We start from the raw sequence: 14,859 nt of genomic DNA on the forward strand, positions 1-14,859 counted from the left end.
GAAACTTTTAAATCACTAGCATTTTTCAACATGTGTGATGGTCCGCTCCAATTCCGGGAAGGAATCAATGATTCGCAATGCCTCCTGAATTACCTGCTCAGCATGGACACTTTCATTCGAAATGGTTACCAGCCCAATTTTCGTTCGTTGCCATAAATCATGGAAATCTAATTCCGTTACAGCAACATTTAAATTACGCTGTAGCTTTGTATGCACTTTTTTGATTAGCGAGCGCTTCTGCTTCAGCGAATGACCATCATACATCATACATTCTACCTCAGCATAAACGATCATACGCGTTCGATTTCTTCCATTACGAACGCTTCGATAATGTCGCCTTCTTTAATATCATTGTAATTTTTAATAGTAATACCACATTCGTAGTTTTGGGCTACTTCTTTGACGTCATCTTTAAAACGTTTCAATGCATCAATCTCGCCTTCAAACAAAACGATACCATTACGAATTAATCTTACACCAGCATCTCTCGTAATTTTACCATCTGTCACATAGCTACCAGCAATTGTACCAATACGAGATACTTTAAATGTTTCACGAACCTCTGCTTGGCCAATTACCTTTTCTTCATATTCCGGATCTAGTAAGCCTTTCATAGCTGCTTCCATTTCCTCAATAGCTTTGTAAATGACGCGATGCAGACGAACGTCTACTTTCTCTGATTCGGCTGCTTTTTGTGCATTCACATCAGGACGCACATTAAAGCCGATTACAATGGCATTTGATGCAGACGCAAGAATAATATCTGATTCCGTAATTGCCCCTACACCAGAATGAATAATCTTAATGTTTACTCCCTCTACTTCAATTTTACGTAGAGAGGAAGCTAATGCCTCTGCAGAACCTTGAACATCAGCCTTTAAGATCAGTTTAATTTCTTTTAACTCACCTTGTTTAATATGTTCAAATAGGTCTTCCAAGCTAACCTTTGTTTGTTCACTTCTTGTTTCCTGGATATGCTTCTGCTGTCTAGCTTCTCCAATTTGTCTTGCCTTTTTCTCATCTTGGAAAACCAGGAACTGATCGCCTGCCTGTGGCACATCATTTAATCCAGTAATTTCTACCGGAGTAGATGGACCAGCCTCATTTACCCGCTTCCCAATATCACTGACCATTGCGCGTACGCGGCCATATGTGTTACCAACTACAACAGATTCCCCTACACGCAATGTACCATTTTGGACAAGCAATGTTGCCACGGAACCTCTTCCTCTATCCAATTGGGCATCAATAACTGTACCAAATGCATTTGCTTTTGGATTTGCTTTTAATTCTTCTACTTCTGCAACCAAGAGAATCATTTCCAGTAAATCATCAATTCCCTCACGTTTGATGGCAGATAGGTTAACGAAGATGGTGTTTCCGCCCCAATCCTCAGGAATTAATTCGTATTCTGTTAATTCCTGCATCACACGATCTGGATTAGCTGTTTCTTTATCCATTTTATTGACAGCGACAATAATTGGTACTTCTGCCGCTTTTGCATGACTAATTGCTTCAACTGTTTGTGGCATTACACCATCATCTGCAGCAACAACCAGTACCGCAATATCCGTAACCTGTGCACCACGTGAACGCATGCTTGTAAATGCAGCGTGGCCTGGTGTATCCAAGAAGGTTACTTTCTTACCTTCACTTTCCACTTGGTATGCACCAATATGCTGCGTGATTCCTCCAGCTTCACCTTCCGTTACCTTTGTATGACGAATCGAATCAAGTAAAGTTGTTTTACCATGGTCAACATGCCCCATAATCGTTACAACAGCTGGACGTTCTACTAGATTCTTTTCATCTTCTTCTTGAATATATTTATCAAAATCTGTATCTTCTAAAATAATTTCCTTTTCAACCGCTACGCCAAACTCTTCACAAATTAACTCAATTGCATCATCGTCAAGATCCTGGTTTTTCGTAGCCATTACACCAAGAAACATCAGCTTCTTAATAATTTCTGTCGCATCTTTATTAAGCTTTTCAGCCAGCTCACTAACGGTTAATGTGCCGCTATATTTTATTTCTTTTGGCGTCTCTTTCACAACAGGCTGTTGCTGCTGTTGTGGGGCTTTTCCTTTTTTACCCTTTGCTCGTTGTTGATGCGGTTTTTGCTGCTGTTTATTTCCTTGTCGCTTATTCGGATGCTGCTTATTTTGTTGCTGTGGATTATTTTTAGCCTGTGGGCTCTGCTGATTTTGCTGTTTTTGCTGCCCTGAAGCTTGTTGCTTTCCCTGTCCTTTACCCTGCTTATTTTGGGATTGCTGTTGCTTGCCCTTTGACTGGCCAGATTGCTTTGATCCCTCTTGTTGGGTACGTTGTGGCTGTTTAGCACGTTGTCCGTCCACTTGTTTGTTTGATTTTGAGCCGAATTTTTCATCCAGCTTAGATTTTACTTGTTCACTGATCATAGACATATGATTAGAAACTTCTACATCCATACTTTTCAAAAATTGAATTACTTCCTTGCTTGTCGTATTATTTTGTTTTGCATATTCATAAACACGCATTTTACTCATACGTTCACCCCCGGGTTTAATTGCCGAGCAGCGATTGGATTTTGGCTGCAAATCCCGCATCCAAAATAGCGATAGCTACCCGTTGTGACTTTCCAATAGCGTGGGATATTGTCTCCCGATCGTCCACTATCGCAAAAGGCACCTGGTATGACTTACATTTATACGTAATTTTCTTCATTGTTTGGGGACCGGTATCGTTTGCCAGCAAAACCAGCTTCGCACGATTACGCTGAATATCTTTCACAATCGTTTCTTCTCCAAGTGAGCATTTTCCAGCCCGGATAGCCAAACCTAACATATTTAAATAATTATTTTTCATTGTTTCTTATTTGCCAGTTGTTTAAGTTCTTCATAAATGGCATCCTCAATTTCAGTTTGAAGCTGACGATTTAATACACCTGATTGTTCTGCTTGATTGATGACATCTAAATCAATCGTAAGATACGCACCGCGTCCATTCTTTTTACCAGTTGGGTCAACAAATACTTCCCCGTCTTTATTACGAACCACACGAATTAATTCTTTTTTCGGCTTCATTTCATTCGTTACGATGCATTTCCGCAGTGGCACTTTTCTTTTCTGTACCATAAGGCATCCTCCCCCTTTTAACATCAGCTTATTCTATTAAAAAAGGCATTATGGAAGCATTCCATCAATGGAGGTTTTATTGAAACAGGTCATCCTCGAAAGCATCTTCCTCAAATTCATCAGGCTCATCCATTTTCAATGCATCTTCATCCAATAATCCTTGTTCTTTCGCTTCTGTTTCACTTTTAATATCAATCTTCCACCCTGTTAGCTTAGCTGCCAGTCGTGCATTTTGACCACGTTTTCCAATTGCCAATGACAGCTGATAATCAGGAACAATAACAGTCGTTGCTTTTTCTTCTTCATCAACAATTACATCGACAACTTTAGATGGACTTAATGCATTTGATACATACACTACTGGGTCCTCTGACCATTCAACGATATCGATTTTTTCACCTTTTAATTCATTTACAATTGCTTGCACACGCTGACCCTTTTGGCCAACACACGAACCAACTGGATCAACATCTGGATCCGGTGCATAAACCGAAATCTTAGAGCGGTCTCCCGCTTCTCGTGCAATCGATTTAATTTCTACAATACCATCAAAAATCTCTGGTACTTCCATTTCAAATAGTCGTTTTAAAAGGCCGGGATGCGAACGTGAGATAAAGATTTGTGGACCTTTACTTGTATTCTCAACCTTCGTTACATAAACTTTAATGCGGTCATGTACATCGTATTCTTCAGTTGGCATCTGTTCTGTATCTGCCAGCTTAGCCTCGATTTTCCCAAGATTAACATAAACAAATTTGGAATCTTTTCTTTGAATAATACCTGTCATGACATCTTCTTCACGATCCGCATATTCATTAAAAATGACGCCACGTTCAGCTTCACGTACACGCTGCGTAACAACTTGTTTTGCTGCTTGTGCCGCAATTCGACCGAAATCTTTCGGAGTTACTTCTACCTCAATAACATCTTCAAGCTCATAATTAGGATCCATGTCCTTTGCAGACGCTAATGAAATCTCCTGTTGGCTATCTTCTACTTCATCCACAACTGTTTTACGGGAAAACACCCGCATCGTACCAGCAGTTTCATCCAAATCCACTCGGACGTTTGATGCTGATTTAAAGTTTTTCTTATATGCTGAGATAAGTGCTGCCTCTAATGCTTCCAATAGCACTTCCTTTTCAATCCCTTTATCCTTTGCCAAATATTCAATTGCTTCAAATAACTTGCTGCTCAACTTTTTTCTCCCCCTTAAAATGCAACTGCAAGCCTTGCCTTTGCAATTTTATCAAATGGTATTTCAATTTCCTTCGTTCGTGTTTTTACCTTATAGGAAACTACGGCAATTTCATTATTAAAATCCTTCAAAATACCTTCAAATTCTTTTTCGCCATCGATCGGGCTATAAAGTTTTATCAGGACGTTTTTTCCAATGTTATTAGCAAAATCCTGTTTGGTTTTCAATGGGCGCTCTACTCCAGGTGAGGAAACCTCCAAGAAGTATGCATCCTTAATCGGATCGACACGGTCGAGTTCTTCACTTAGAAGCTCAGATACTTCTCCGCATTCTGTTATATCTATCCCGCCTGGTTTATCAATATAAACACGCAAAAACAGATTCGGACCTTCCTTTACATATTCGATGTCAACCAATTCCAGATTTTTCTTCGTTAAAATCGGTATCACTAATTCTTCCGTTGTTTTAATTACAGCGCTCATTGCTCATCCTCCTTCACCTACATATTCCTATTATGGACTAATAACCAATTTTTCATTTGAAGCTCATCAATATAAAACCCTTGCCGGTAAGGGATGGCAAGGGAATGTCAGCGCTAGATGGGTGGTAATAAGACGAAAGAGTGGGGAAATCCCACTCTTTTAACGAACATATTGCTACGTACAATATGAATATAACATAAGTAAAAAAATCATGCAACAATGAGCATTGCCAGCACTTGGGTGTCTTTTTATCGTTGCAATTGTAATTGATTAAGGCAAATAAGCTTCTATGATTTCCCATTCTGCAGGTTGCCCATTTTTTATCTGGTATTTTAGGAGTAAAGCGCCTGCTGCTGTGCTGTTTACCACTGGTGCATAGACCCATTCATGCGATAGCACAATAATATCCCCAGCCGGATAAAACTGTGCCGTTCCATCTTCATTCCAAGCATCTGGAATGATCTCAGGATGTGCTGTAACTTCGTGTTGAATATCTGTTAGAGTACCTTCAAAGCCTAACTTCCTTAACTCCTCAATGGTTGCTTGTTCAGGTTGTAATCGTTCATCCAAGAAAGTTTCATCCGATTCCTCCTGTGATTCTGCATCATCAAAATGCGTCGCATCATACTCACTACTATCTTCTAAACCATATTGCTGTGGCTGCTGAAGAATGTTATAAAAGATAAACCCAAATACACAAACTGATACTAGAATTCCTAATGAGACAGCAAGATGGTAACCTGTTCTTTTTCTGGGCTTTGGCTGCTTCGTCTGTGATAGAATGTGTTGTTTTTGCTGCTCTGTAAAGAAGGGTTCTTCACCTAGAACCTGCTTAATGCCTGCTTTAATATCTTTTCTATCCATTGTGCATTCCTCCTTCAAGCCCAGTCCATAACGTCTTCAGCTTTATTCTAGCTCGGCGCATTCTTGTTTTAACTGTGTTGGAAGAACAGCGTAGCAGCTGTGCTATCTCGTCTACAGAAAAATCTTCATAATAATAAAGGATAATGACCTCTCGGTACAATACGGGTAGTTTTAAAATTGCTTGACCAAGTGCTTCCTTTTGATCCAGCTTTATTGCTGTTTCTTCCGGTTCGTTCCCCTTAGAAAATATACCAGTTATTTTATCCGTTAAAATCATGTTCCGATACGACCAACTACGAAAATAATCATGGCAACGGTTAATCGTCATTCGGTATAGGTATGTTTTATAGGTCGACTGTTGTCGAAATTGATGAATCTGTTCAAATGCTTTCATAAAAACATCCTGAATGATGTCTTCAGCAACTGCTCTATTTTTTACATATAAATAAGCAAGCCTTGTCAATTCTTCCCCATGCTGTTCCATTAATCGTATAAACAAGGAATCTAATTCTTTATTATTTATTTCAGACTGTTCTTCCATGCACCTGACCCCCTATACCCTTATGATTAGACGAAACAGAATCAATTAAGGTTTCATAACGTTAAATTGTCTCATACTAAACCAATTCACTACTCCCCAGATGCTTTATGATTAAAAAGGCAGACAAAACACGAATGTGTATGTCTGCCAATCTGTGCTTAAAATAAGGATAACTGATTTTTTTCTTCCATTCCTTCTAAACAGCCGTGCTGATCCAAGTATTCGAGTACAGTTTTGGAAATTTTACTTCGTTCCCGCAAGTCTTCCTTGGAGAGAAACTCTCCCTTCTTTCTTGCTTCCACGATATTGATTGCTGCATTTGTTCCAAGTCCGTCAACTGCATTGAATGGTGGAATCAAAGCATTACCATCTACTAAAAATTCGGTTGCACTCGATTGATATAGATCTACTTTTTTAAAGGAAAATCCTCTTTCACACATTTCCAATGAAATTTCAAGCACAGTCAGTAAGCTTTTTTCTTTAGGCGAAGCATCATTTCCTTTAGCGATGATCCCATCTATTCGCTGTTTTATTGCAGCAGATCCTTTAATCATTGTATCCAATTCAAAGTCACTGGCACGAACGGTGAAATAAGCTGCATAAAATAAAATCGGATGATGCACTTTAAAATAAGCAATTCGGACTGCCATTAAAACATATGCGGCAGCATGTGCCTTTGGAAACATGTATTTGATTTTTTTACAGGATTCAATATACCAATCTGGAACACCTGTTTTCTTCATTTCTACAATCCATTCATCCTGTAAGCCGCGACCCTTTCGCACAGATTCCATGATTTTAAACGCAAGCGATGCTTCGAGTCCTTGGTGCATTAAATACACCATAATATCATCACGACAACCAATAACATCTGGAAGCTCACATATTCCTTCGTTGATTAATTCTTGCGCATTTCCGAGCCACACATCCGTACCATGGGAAAGTCCCGAAATAATAACAAGCTCCGAGAAAGTATTTGGTTTTGTATCCTCCAGCATCTGACGGACAAACCGTGTACCAAACTCTGGCACACCGAGTGTACCTGTTTTACAGTCAATTTGCTCTGGGGTTACCCCTAGTGACTCTGTACCAGAAAATATCTTCATCACTGCTTCATCATCGATAGGAATCGTTTTCGGATCCATCCCGCTTAAATCCTGCAGCATCCGAATGACAGTTGGATCATCATGTCCAAGTATATCGAGCTTTAAAAGATTTTCATCAATGGAATGGAAGTCGAAATGCGTTGTACGCCATTCACTATTTCGGTCATTAGCCGGAAACTGGATTGGTGTAAAATCAAATATTTCCTTGTTATCTGGAACAACGATAATACCACCAGGGTGTTGACCCGTTGTTCGTTTCACACCTGCACAGCCTTGGACAAGCCGCTCTACCTCAGCATTTTTAAATACAAGCTGATGATCCGATGCATAGCCCTTTACATAGCCAAAAGCTGTTTTTTCCGCAATGGTTCCAATCGTTCCTGCTCGGTAAACATAATCCTCACCAAATAGTTCCTTTGTGTAATGGTGTGCCATCGGTTGATATTCACCGGAAAAGTTTAAGTCAATATCCGGCACCTTGTCTCCTTTAAAGCCAAGGAATGTTTCAAATGGAATATCTTGTCCATCTTTTAATAGCTCAGAGCTGCAATTCGGACATGATTTATCCGGCAAATCAAAGCCGCTTCCATAGGAGCCATCGGTAATAAATTCATGGTAATTGCATGATTCACACACATAATGTGGCGGAAGTGGGTTCACCTCTGTTATTTCGGTCATAGTTGCTACAAGGGAAGACCCTACAGAACCACGCGAACCGACTAGATAACCGTCATCCAATGATTTTTTTACTAGTTTATGAGAGATTAAATAAATTACCGCAAAACCATTATCAATAATACTTTTCAATTCTTTTTCCAATCGATCGGTGACAATTTTGGGAACAGGATTACCATAAATCGCTTCTGCCCGTTCGTAACAAAGTCGCTTAATTTCTTCTTCTGCCCCATCAATTTTCGGGGTAAATAAGCCGCTTTTTACCGGTGATATTGCTTCAATTTGATCAGCTAGAGCATTTGTATTCGTAACAACAATTTCCTTAGCTAATTCATCTCCTAAAAATGAAAAACATGTCAGCATTTCATTCGTCGTACGGAACGGTGTATCAGAAAGCGTTTGGCGGTTTAATGGGTTTCCCGCCTGAGAAGCAATAAGGATTTGACGATATAGCTTCTCATGATCATCAATATAATGAACATTACCTGTCGCAACGACCAGCTTATCCATTTGCTTCCCCAGGTCAACCAGTTTGGTGATGATTTCCAATAGCTGTGCTTCATTTTTGACGAGTTCTTTTTCAATCAAATGTGCGTAATTTGCCGGGGGCTGTACTTCTATATAATCATAGAATTCAGCTGCTGATTCAGCTTCTTCTGCTGATTTTTGCATCATTGTTTCAAATACTTCCCCTTGATCACAAGCTGTGCCAACCAATAATCCAGCACGATATTTCTGTAACAATGATCTAGGTATTCTTGGAACGCGATAAAAATAATCAATATGCGCGTAGGACACAAGCTTATATAAGTTTTTTAAGCCTTCCTCATTTTGAGCCAATAGCGTGCAATGGTAAGGGCGGGAACGTTGATATGCATCTCCTTCCCCCATATGGTCATTTAAATGGATGTGATTCGTTATGTCCTTTTCGATAAGCTTTCGAATCATTTTCCAGAATAGATAACCTGTCGCTTCCGCATCATAAATCGCTCGGTGATGTTGGGTGAGTTCCACATCCATCAGCTTACACAAGGTATTCAAACGGTGGTTTCTAAGTTCTGGAAATAAGAATCGAGCCAGCTCTAACGTATCAATAACTGGATTCTCTACTTTGTTGTAATCAATTCGTTTATAGCCTTGATTTAAAAACCCGATATCAAAGCTGGCATTATGCGCAACAAGTGCTGAATCACTTGACCATTCATAAAAGTCCTTCAAAACATCTTCAACCTCAGGTGCATCCCGTACCATATCATCCGTAATACCTGTTAAGTCCGTAATGGTTTGCGAAATCGGCTTATGTGGATTTGCAAAGGATTCAAAACGGTCAATTATTTCCCCATTTTGTATCTTTACACCTGCTAGCTCAATGATTGTGTCATAAATAGCAGATAAACCCGTTGTCTCTACGTCAAATACAACATACGTAGCTGATTCCAGTTCAAGGTCTTTTTCGTTATAAGCAATTGGTACACCATCATCAACGATATTGGCTTCCACTCCATAAATCACTTTCATATCATGCTTTTGGGCAGCGCCATGTGCCTCAGGGAAACCTTGCACAGCCGCATGGTCGGTTATCGCTATTGCAGAATGCCCCCATTTTGCTGCTTGCTCCACCAATCTAGCGGGAGAAACAACAGCATCCAACTGACTCATCGTCGAGTGCGCATGAAGTTCAACCCGTTTTTCTCCTTCGGGTGCTTCGTCTTTACGCAGTTCTACCTTCACTTCCATTAAATCATTTGCCATCATTGCCAATTCATTCGTATACATATCTGTTTGGATGCTACCGCGCGCTTTGATCCACATTCCTTTTTTAAGTTGTTCAAACTTAGCTGCGTCTTCATCATCTTTGGAAAACATTTTGATTTGAAGTGAATCCGTATAGTCTGTTGCCTTTGCAATAAGAAGACTTCTACCTGAGCGAAGTTTGCGTATTTCTACAGCAAAAACATAGCCCTGTACAGCAACACGGCGTTCTTCATCCTGGATATCTTCCATTTGCATTGGTTCATCTTGGATTTGATAACCGATTGCAAATGGTTTGTTTTGCTCCTGATCCATTCTGTTTTGGTCACGTTTTTCCTTATCACGCATCGTTTTCATCACAAGCTGCTTATCTTCCAAAGCCTTTTGCTCACGAAAACTTTCCAAATCAAGGGCAGACTGATCAATATTAATTTCCAAAGTGAATTGCGGTAAACCAGCTTTCGTACAGTATTGACGAAAACCTTCTTCCACTCGTTTTTTGAGTGCTGATGCTTCTGCTTCATTTCTTGCAGTTAATAAAAGCTTCTTATGCTCAAGCTTCGGTGTTTGGTTCTCAACCAAATCTTTATAAGCTGGCGATAGTCTTGCACTTGTTTGTAAAAACATCCGCCAATAATCACAAATGAGCGCCTCTTCACAGTCCGGGTTAACCGATTTAATAGTAACCTCTACAGCAGCAGTATGCTGAAACGTATGCTGTAGCTTCCCTACTAATAATTGATAGATTTCAATAGGAAGTACTTGTTGGACAGTCAAATGAAAATGCCAAAGCTTTTGTTGCCTGTACACCTCCAATTTATCCAAATATGCATCTTTAAAATATGTATGCATATCATCCTCAGACATTTCCAATTGCGTTAGAAGATGATGTAGTTTATCACTTTTAGAAATGTTCATGGTAACCTCCTGTAACAATGCAAATTCAGCTGCTTCCCTATCGGTGGAAAAACTCTACCTTTATATGGTAAAACCCTTGTCAAAATGGCAGGACAAGGGTTTTAAACAGCATAAACATTCTTATTTAAATCCATTATAGAAATAATCTTTGGATGTCATTCCATGTGACAACGATCATTAAGAGCATCAGCAGTGCAAATCCAATAAAATGCACCAACCCCTCTTTTTGAGGATCAACCGGCTTGCCTCGAACTGCTTCAATACCGACGAACAAGAGACGTCCGCCATCAAGAGCAGGAAGTGGAACCAGGTTAATAATCCCTAAGTTAACACTTAAGATAGCTGTCCACATTAAAAAGTTATGAAAGCCCGTTTGCACTACCTGATCTGTTATATCATAAATACCAACAGGACCAGAAAGCATATCAATTGAATATTGCCCTGTTACAAGCATAAATAGATTGGTCAATATTAGAGAAGTCGTTTCATACGTTTGAACAAAACCATATTTCAAAGTGCCCATCGCTGATTTTTCAAAAGCTCGTTGCACACCAATTTGACCAATTTTATCCCCTTGCTGAGATTCCACACTTCGTGGCACCACCGTTAAATCGATGACCTCTTTACCTCTCGAAACGGACATGTTCAATTCCTTATCCGGGCTTTTTATGACAATACCAGTAAATTCCTCCCAGGTGGAAATTGGTGTTCCATCGATTGCCACAATTTCATCGCCATCTTTAAAACCTGATGTGGCAGCAGGACTGTCTGGCTGTACTTGGTCAATCAATGCTTTTTCAGCTGGTACGCCTTGTATGACACCCAAAATAAAGAACAGCACCATCGCCAATAAAAAGTTCATCATTGGACCAGCAAATAATTGCATCGCACGTTGCCCAACACTTTTGGAAGCAAACTGACGATCAAAAGGGGCAATCTGTGTTTCTTTTTCATCCATGATAAAGAAAGCTTTCTCATCCACATCAAAGTGCAGCTTTTCATCTGTTTCATCAACCTCATAGCCTTCGATAACCAGTTGATGATCCAAATCAACATGCTCTACTTCAATTACCCTAGCTTCAGGATGCTTTGATTTATTGTTTACGATAATTTGATTGACCTTACCTTGATCATTGAACGTCAAACCGATATGGTGTCCCGGTTTTAATTCAATGATTTCCGGATCCTCCCCGGCAACACGAACATAGCCTCCTACCGGAAGTAGTCGAATCGTATATAATGTTTCATTTTTGGTAAAGGAAAATATTTTTGGCCCAAAGCCAATCGCAAATTCACGTGCAAGCATGCCTGCGCGTTTAGCAAAAATCAAATGACCTAGCTCATGGATAAATACGAGCAAGCCAAACATAAATATAAATGCAATGATTGTATTCAAAAAGATACACCATCCTTTTTCCATGCGCAAAGCGGAGCCGAGTCACGCATCATTCATTCCTAGTTTACCTCTTTTTCCTCTGATTGTACAAGTGACATTTACTATCCTATGCCAGTACTATTTTGGAAATACGGTTCATTAGAAAAAATGTATAAAATATAGCATTGGAAATACAAATAACAGACTATCAAAACGGTCTAGAATTCCGCCATGACCAGGAAGTAATTTACCTGAATCCTTCACTTGATAATGTCGTTTAAATGCCGATTCAACTAAATCACCAAGCTGCCCAAACACGGAAACAAGGATAGTCACCCCAATAATAATCCAAATCGAGTAATCAAATGGGTGAACCAGATGAAAAATGATACCAACAACTACTGCAAGCAATACGCCGCCTAATGCACCCTCAATTGTTTTTTTCGGACTTATTTCCGGCCAAAGTTTATGTTTACCATAAGCTCGTCCAAAAAAGTAAGCACCAGTATCAGTTGCCCACACAACAAAAAGGACATAAAAAATATTAGCAAGGCCTGCAGCCCGTGTTTCTGAAAAGTAGAAGAATCCCATCCCTACGTAAATAATCGACAATAACACAAATCCTGTGTCATCAAAGGTAAATTTATTCTTCACTAATACAGAATAGCTTAAAAGTAAGACTACGAAAATCATGATGAAATCGGATTTAGCAAATCGTGAGTAATCTGTCAATTCAATTGTACTTGGTAACAGAATCACCCATAGCAAAATTATTGCAAATAACGATGCAAAGGATAGCAATTGTATTTTTCGCATTCGTAATAATTCTAAAAGACCAATGGTTGCCAGTAAATATATAAAAATTGTAAATGGCCATCTTCCATAAATGACAAAAGGTACAAAGATAATTATGGCAATAATGGCTGTAATAATGCGTTCCTTCATAAACCATTCACCACCCTATAAACCTCCGTAACGCCGTATGCGCTGATCATATTCTACAAGCGCCTGATAGAAAATCGTTTCATTGAAATCAGGCCATAATGTATCTGTAAACCAAAATTCTGAATAAGCCAATTGCCATAACAGAAAATTACTTAATCGTTGTTCCCCACTCGTACGGATAAGTAAATCAGGATCTGGTAACCCGTTTGTAAATAAATAACGGGAAAATACAGATTCATCGACAGCATCTGCCTGTAGTTCCTTATTTTCTATATCAGCAGCCAGTTGTTTCACTGCCTTCATAATTTCAAATCTGCCACCATAATTAATGGCAAAGTTTAATAACAACCCGTCATTGTTTCGGGTCTTTTCTTTTGCATGATTAATTACTTTTTTGGTTCCTTCCGGTAATCCTTCAAAATCACCAATTGTCTCAATACGCACATTATTTTCAATGAGTTCAGGGAGATATACATGCAAAAATTCCTTTGGCAGCTTCATTAAAAAATCTACCTCAGGTCTTGGACGCTTCCAATTTTCAGTCGAAAATGTAAAGAGCGTTAAAATTTTTATATCATACTTGATTGCTGTTCGTACCGTATTCTGTACAACGTCCATTGCAGCTTTATGTCCTGCAATCCGAGGTAATCCTCGCTTTTTAGCCCATCTGCCATTACCATCCATAATAATTGCCAGATGATGTGGAACTTTACTTAATTCCGTATTTTTTAACACTTTTATTTGTTTGTTTTTAAAAAAAGGAAGTTTCATTGACATCGTTTGTCCTCCAGATCCTGCTTAACAGGTCATGAATCACATAATCCATTAAGCATGAGAGCATATCATGCCTGCAAAATTTTCTTCAACAGGTGTACGAAGCCACCTCTTTGTAATGCGGTTTAGACCATACCCCTATTCATGCAAGCAATAACTCAAAAGTATAGTGCTTATACCTAACCTCTAAATGTAGGCAAGCGAAACCTCATTATATCATTTTACCATACTTATTATAACGATTTTTACACAGGTTGGGAAATTTTTTTTATGTAAGGTTGTTTGAGAGGACATGAATGTTTGTATGCCATTATGATTAGCAGGCTTTTTCACTATTATTATATGTGATGGTATCGATAGTTAGTTATTCTTTTTCTTAATCGGTGAACTTAAGGAAAAATTAGTGCATGAAAAAAATTACAGTACATTCAAATCATAGGATAAAAACATTTTCTTTTTGTATTTCCAGGACTGATTTAAATCCAAATTTGAACATCTATTAAACTCAAGAAAAGCCCTCTATTACAAGAGGGCTCATAACTCTTTTACTTATGGATGATTATACTTCCATAATTTCATTTTCTTTTGTTTTAACCATTTCATCAATGGTATCGATGAACTTATCTGTTTCCTTCTGTACGCTGTCCTGTGCATGACGTAGTTCATCTTCGGTCAATTCCGCATTTTTCTCTGCCTTACGTAATTGATCGTTAGCGTCACGACGAATATTTCTTACTTGGACACGTGACTCCTCTGCATATTTCCCGACAATTTTAACGAGATCTTTACGACGTTCTTCTGTTAAGGCAGGGATACTAATACGAATCACATTTCCATCATTAGATGGGGATAATCCAAGGTCCGCTTTTTGAATCGCTTTTTCAATATCATTTACTGCTGATTTATCATATGGTGTAATCATCAATAGTCTTGGTTCTGGTGCGGAAATAGTGGACAACTGGTTTAATGGTGTAGTTGCCCCATAATAATCAACAAATACATTATCCAAAAGGCTTGGATTGGCACGACCTGCTCTAACGGTTGCCAAGTTTTTTGCAAATGCTTGGGTAGCCTGATCCATTTTATCGCGCATCTGTTTCATAATTGAGTCTG

13 protein-coding genes are annotated in these 14,859 nt (G+C 39.0%); all 13 read right to left on the reverse strand.

Annotated features, from left to right (window positions below; translation table 11 throughout):
* Positions 1-15 precede the first annotated feature (15 nt).
* A complete protein-coding gene (locus DX933_RS04405) occupies positions 16-294 on the reverse strand; it encodes a DUF503 domain-containing protein (protein ID WP_123315271.1) in 279 nt (92 codons plus the stop codon).
* Positions 291-2,528: a translation initiation factor IF-2 gene (gene infB, locus DX933_RS04410; protein WP_123315272.1), complete on the reverse strand. Its 2,238-nt coding sequence runs from the start codon at positions 2,526-2,528 to the stop codon at positions 291-293. Before infB ends, DX933_RS04405 begins: the two co-directional genes overlap by 4 nt.
* Positions 2,529-2,544: 16 nt before the next feature.
* A complete protein-coding gene (locus DX933_RS04415) occupies positions 2,545-2,847 on the reverse strand; it encodes a L7Ae/L30e/S12e/Gadd45 family ribosomal protein (protein WP_123315273.1) in 303 nt (100 codons plus the stop codon).
* A complete protein-coding gene (gene rnpM / locus DX933_RS04420) occupies positions 2,844-3,116 on the reverse strand; it encodes an RNase P modulator RnpM (RefSeq protein ID WP_123315274.1) in 273 nt (90 codons plus the stop codon). Before rnpM ends, DX933_RS04415 begins: the two co-directional genes overlap by 4 nt.
* Before the next feature lie 76 nt (positions 3,117-3,192).
* On the reverse strand, positions 3,193-4,314 hold the full coding sequence (gene nusA / locus DX933_RS04425) for a transcription termination factor NusA (RefSeq protein ID WP_123315275.1): 1,122 nt from the start codon (positions 4,312-4,314) through the stop codon (positions 3,193-3,195).
* Positions 4,315-4,328: 14 nt separating this feature from the next.
* Complete coding sequence (gene rimP, locus DX933_RS04430) at positions 4,329-4,796, reverse strand: ribosome maturation factor RimP (RefSeq protein WP_123315276.1); 468 nt, start codon at positions 4,794-4,796, stop codon at positions 4,329-4,331.
* A 270-nt stretch (positions 4,797-5,066) separates the two neighbouring features.
* Positions 5,067-5,660, reverse strand: a complete 594-nt coding sequence (locus tag DX933_RS04435) for a hypothetical protein (RefSeq protein WP_123315277.1) — start codon at positions 5,658-5,660, stop codon at positions 5,067-5,069.
* The gene (locus DX933_RS04440; RefSeq protein WP_223805873.1) at positions 5,653-6,201 is read right to left on the reverse strand and encodes a sigma-70 family RNA polymerase sigma factor; all 549 of its coding nucleotides are present in this window, start codon (positions 6,199-6,201) and stop codon (positions 5,653-5,655) included. The genes DX933_RS04435 and DX933_RS04440 overlap by 8 nt, the downstream gene beginning before the upstream one ends.
* A 158-nt stretch (positions 6,202-6,359) precedes the next feature.
* Positions 6,360-10,652 (reverse strand): PolC-type DNA polymerase III, encoded by a 4,293-nt coding sequence (locus DX933_RS04445; RefSeq protein WP_123315278.1) that lies wholly within the window; start codon positions 10,650-10,652, stop codon positions 6,360-6,362.
* Between the two features lie 133 nt (positions 10,653-10,785).
* A complete protein-coding gene (gene rseP, locus DX933_RS04450) occupies positions 10,786-12,048 on the reverse strand; it encodes an RIP metalloprotease RseP (RefSeq protein WP_123315279.1) in 1,263 nt (420 codons plus the stop codon).
* A gap of 138 nt (positions 12,049-12,186) precedes the next feature.
* Complete coding sequence (locus DX933_RS04455) at positions 12,187-12,972, reverse strand: phosphatidate cytidylyltransferase (RefSeq protein WP_123315280.1); 786 nt, start codon at positions 12,970-12,972, stop codon at positions 12,187-12,189.
* Positions 12,973-12,987: 15 nt separating this feature from the next.
* Positions 12,988-13,749 (reverse strand): isoprenyl transferase, encoded by a 762-nt coding sequence (locus DX933_RS04460; protein ID WP_123315281.1) that lies wholly within the window; start codon positions 13,747-13,749, stop codon positions 12,988-12,990.
* A 556-nt stretch (positions 13,750-14,305) separates the two neighbouring features.
* On the reverse strand, positions 14,306-14,848 hold the full coding sequence (gene frr / locus DX933_RS04465; protein WP_397315990.1) for a ribosome recycling factor: 543 nt from the start codon (positions 14,846-14,848) through the stop codon (positions 14,306-14,308).
* Positions 14,849-14,859 lie beyond the last annotated feature (11 nt).

Source organism: Ornithinibacillus gellani, assembly GCF_003730295.1.
Classification (GTDB): Bacteria; Bacillota; Bacilli; order Bacillales; family Amphibacillaceae; genus Ornithinibacillus_A; species Ornithinibacillus_A gellani.

Bases quoted from the DNA above. Each gene is read 5' to 3' on its own strand.
- DX933_RS04435 (WP_123315277.1), bottom strand. From the start codon at position 5,660: ATGGATAGAAAAGATATTAAAGCAGGCATTAAGCAGGTTCTAGGTGAA.
- frr (WP_397315990.1), bottom strand. From the start codon at position 14,848: ATGAAACAGATGCGCGATAAAATGGATCAGGCTACCCAAGCATTTGCA.
- rnpM (WP_123315274.1), bottom strand. From the start codon at position 3,116: ATGGTACAGAAAAGAAAAGTGCCACTGCGGAAATGCATCGTAACGAAT.
- DX933_RS04455 (WP_123315280.1), bottom strand. From the start codon at position 12,972: ATGAAGGAACGCATTATTACAGCCATTATTGCCATAATTATCTTTGTA.
- DX933_RS04460 (WP_123315281.1), bottom strand. From the start codon at position 13,749: ATGTCAATGAAACTTCCTTTTTTTAAAAACAAACAAATAAAAGTGTTA.
- rimP (WP_123315276.1), bottom strand. From the start codon at position 4,796: ATGAGCGCTGTAATTAAAACAACGGAAGAATTAGTGATACCGATTTTA.
- DX933_RS04415 (WP_123315273.1), bottom strand. From the start codon at position 2,847: ATGAAAAATAATTATTTAAATATGTTAGGTTTGGCTATCCGGGCTGGA.
- DX933_RS04440 (WP_223805873.1), bottom strand. From the start codon at position 6,201: ATGGAAGAACAGTCTGAAATAAATAATAAAGAATTAGATTCCTTGTTT.
- DX933_RS04405 (WP_123315271.1), bottom strand. From the start codon at position 294: ATGATCGTTTATGCTGAGGTAGAATGTATGATGTATGATGGTCATTCG.
- DX933_RS04445 (WP_123315278.1), bottom strand. From the start codon at position 10,652: ATGAACATTTCTAAAAGTGATAAACTACATCATCTTCTAACGCAATTG.
- infB (WP_123315272.1), bottom strand. From the start codon at position 2,528: ATGAGTAAAATGCGTGTTTATGAATATGCAAAACAAAATAATACGACA.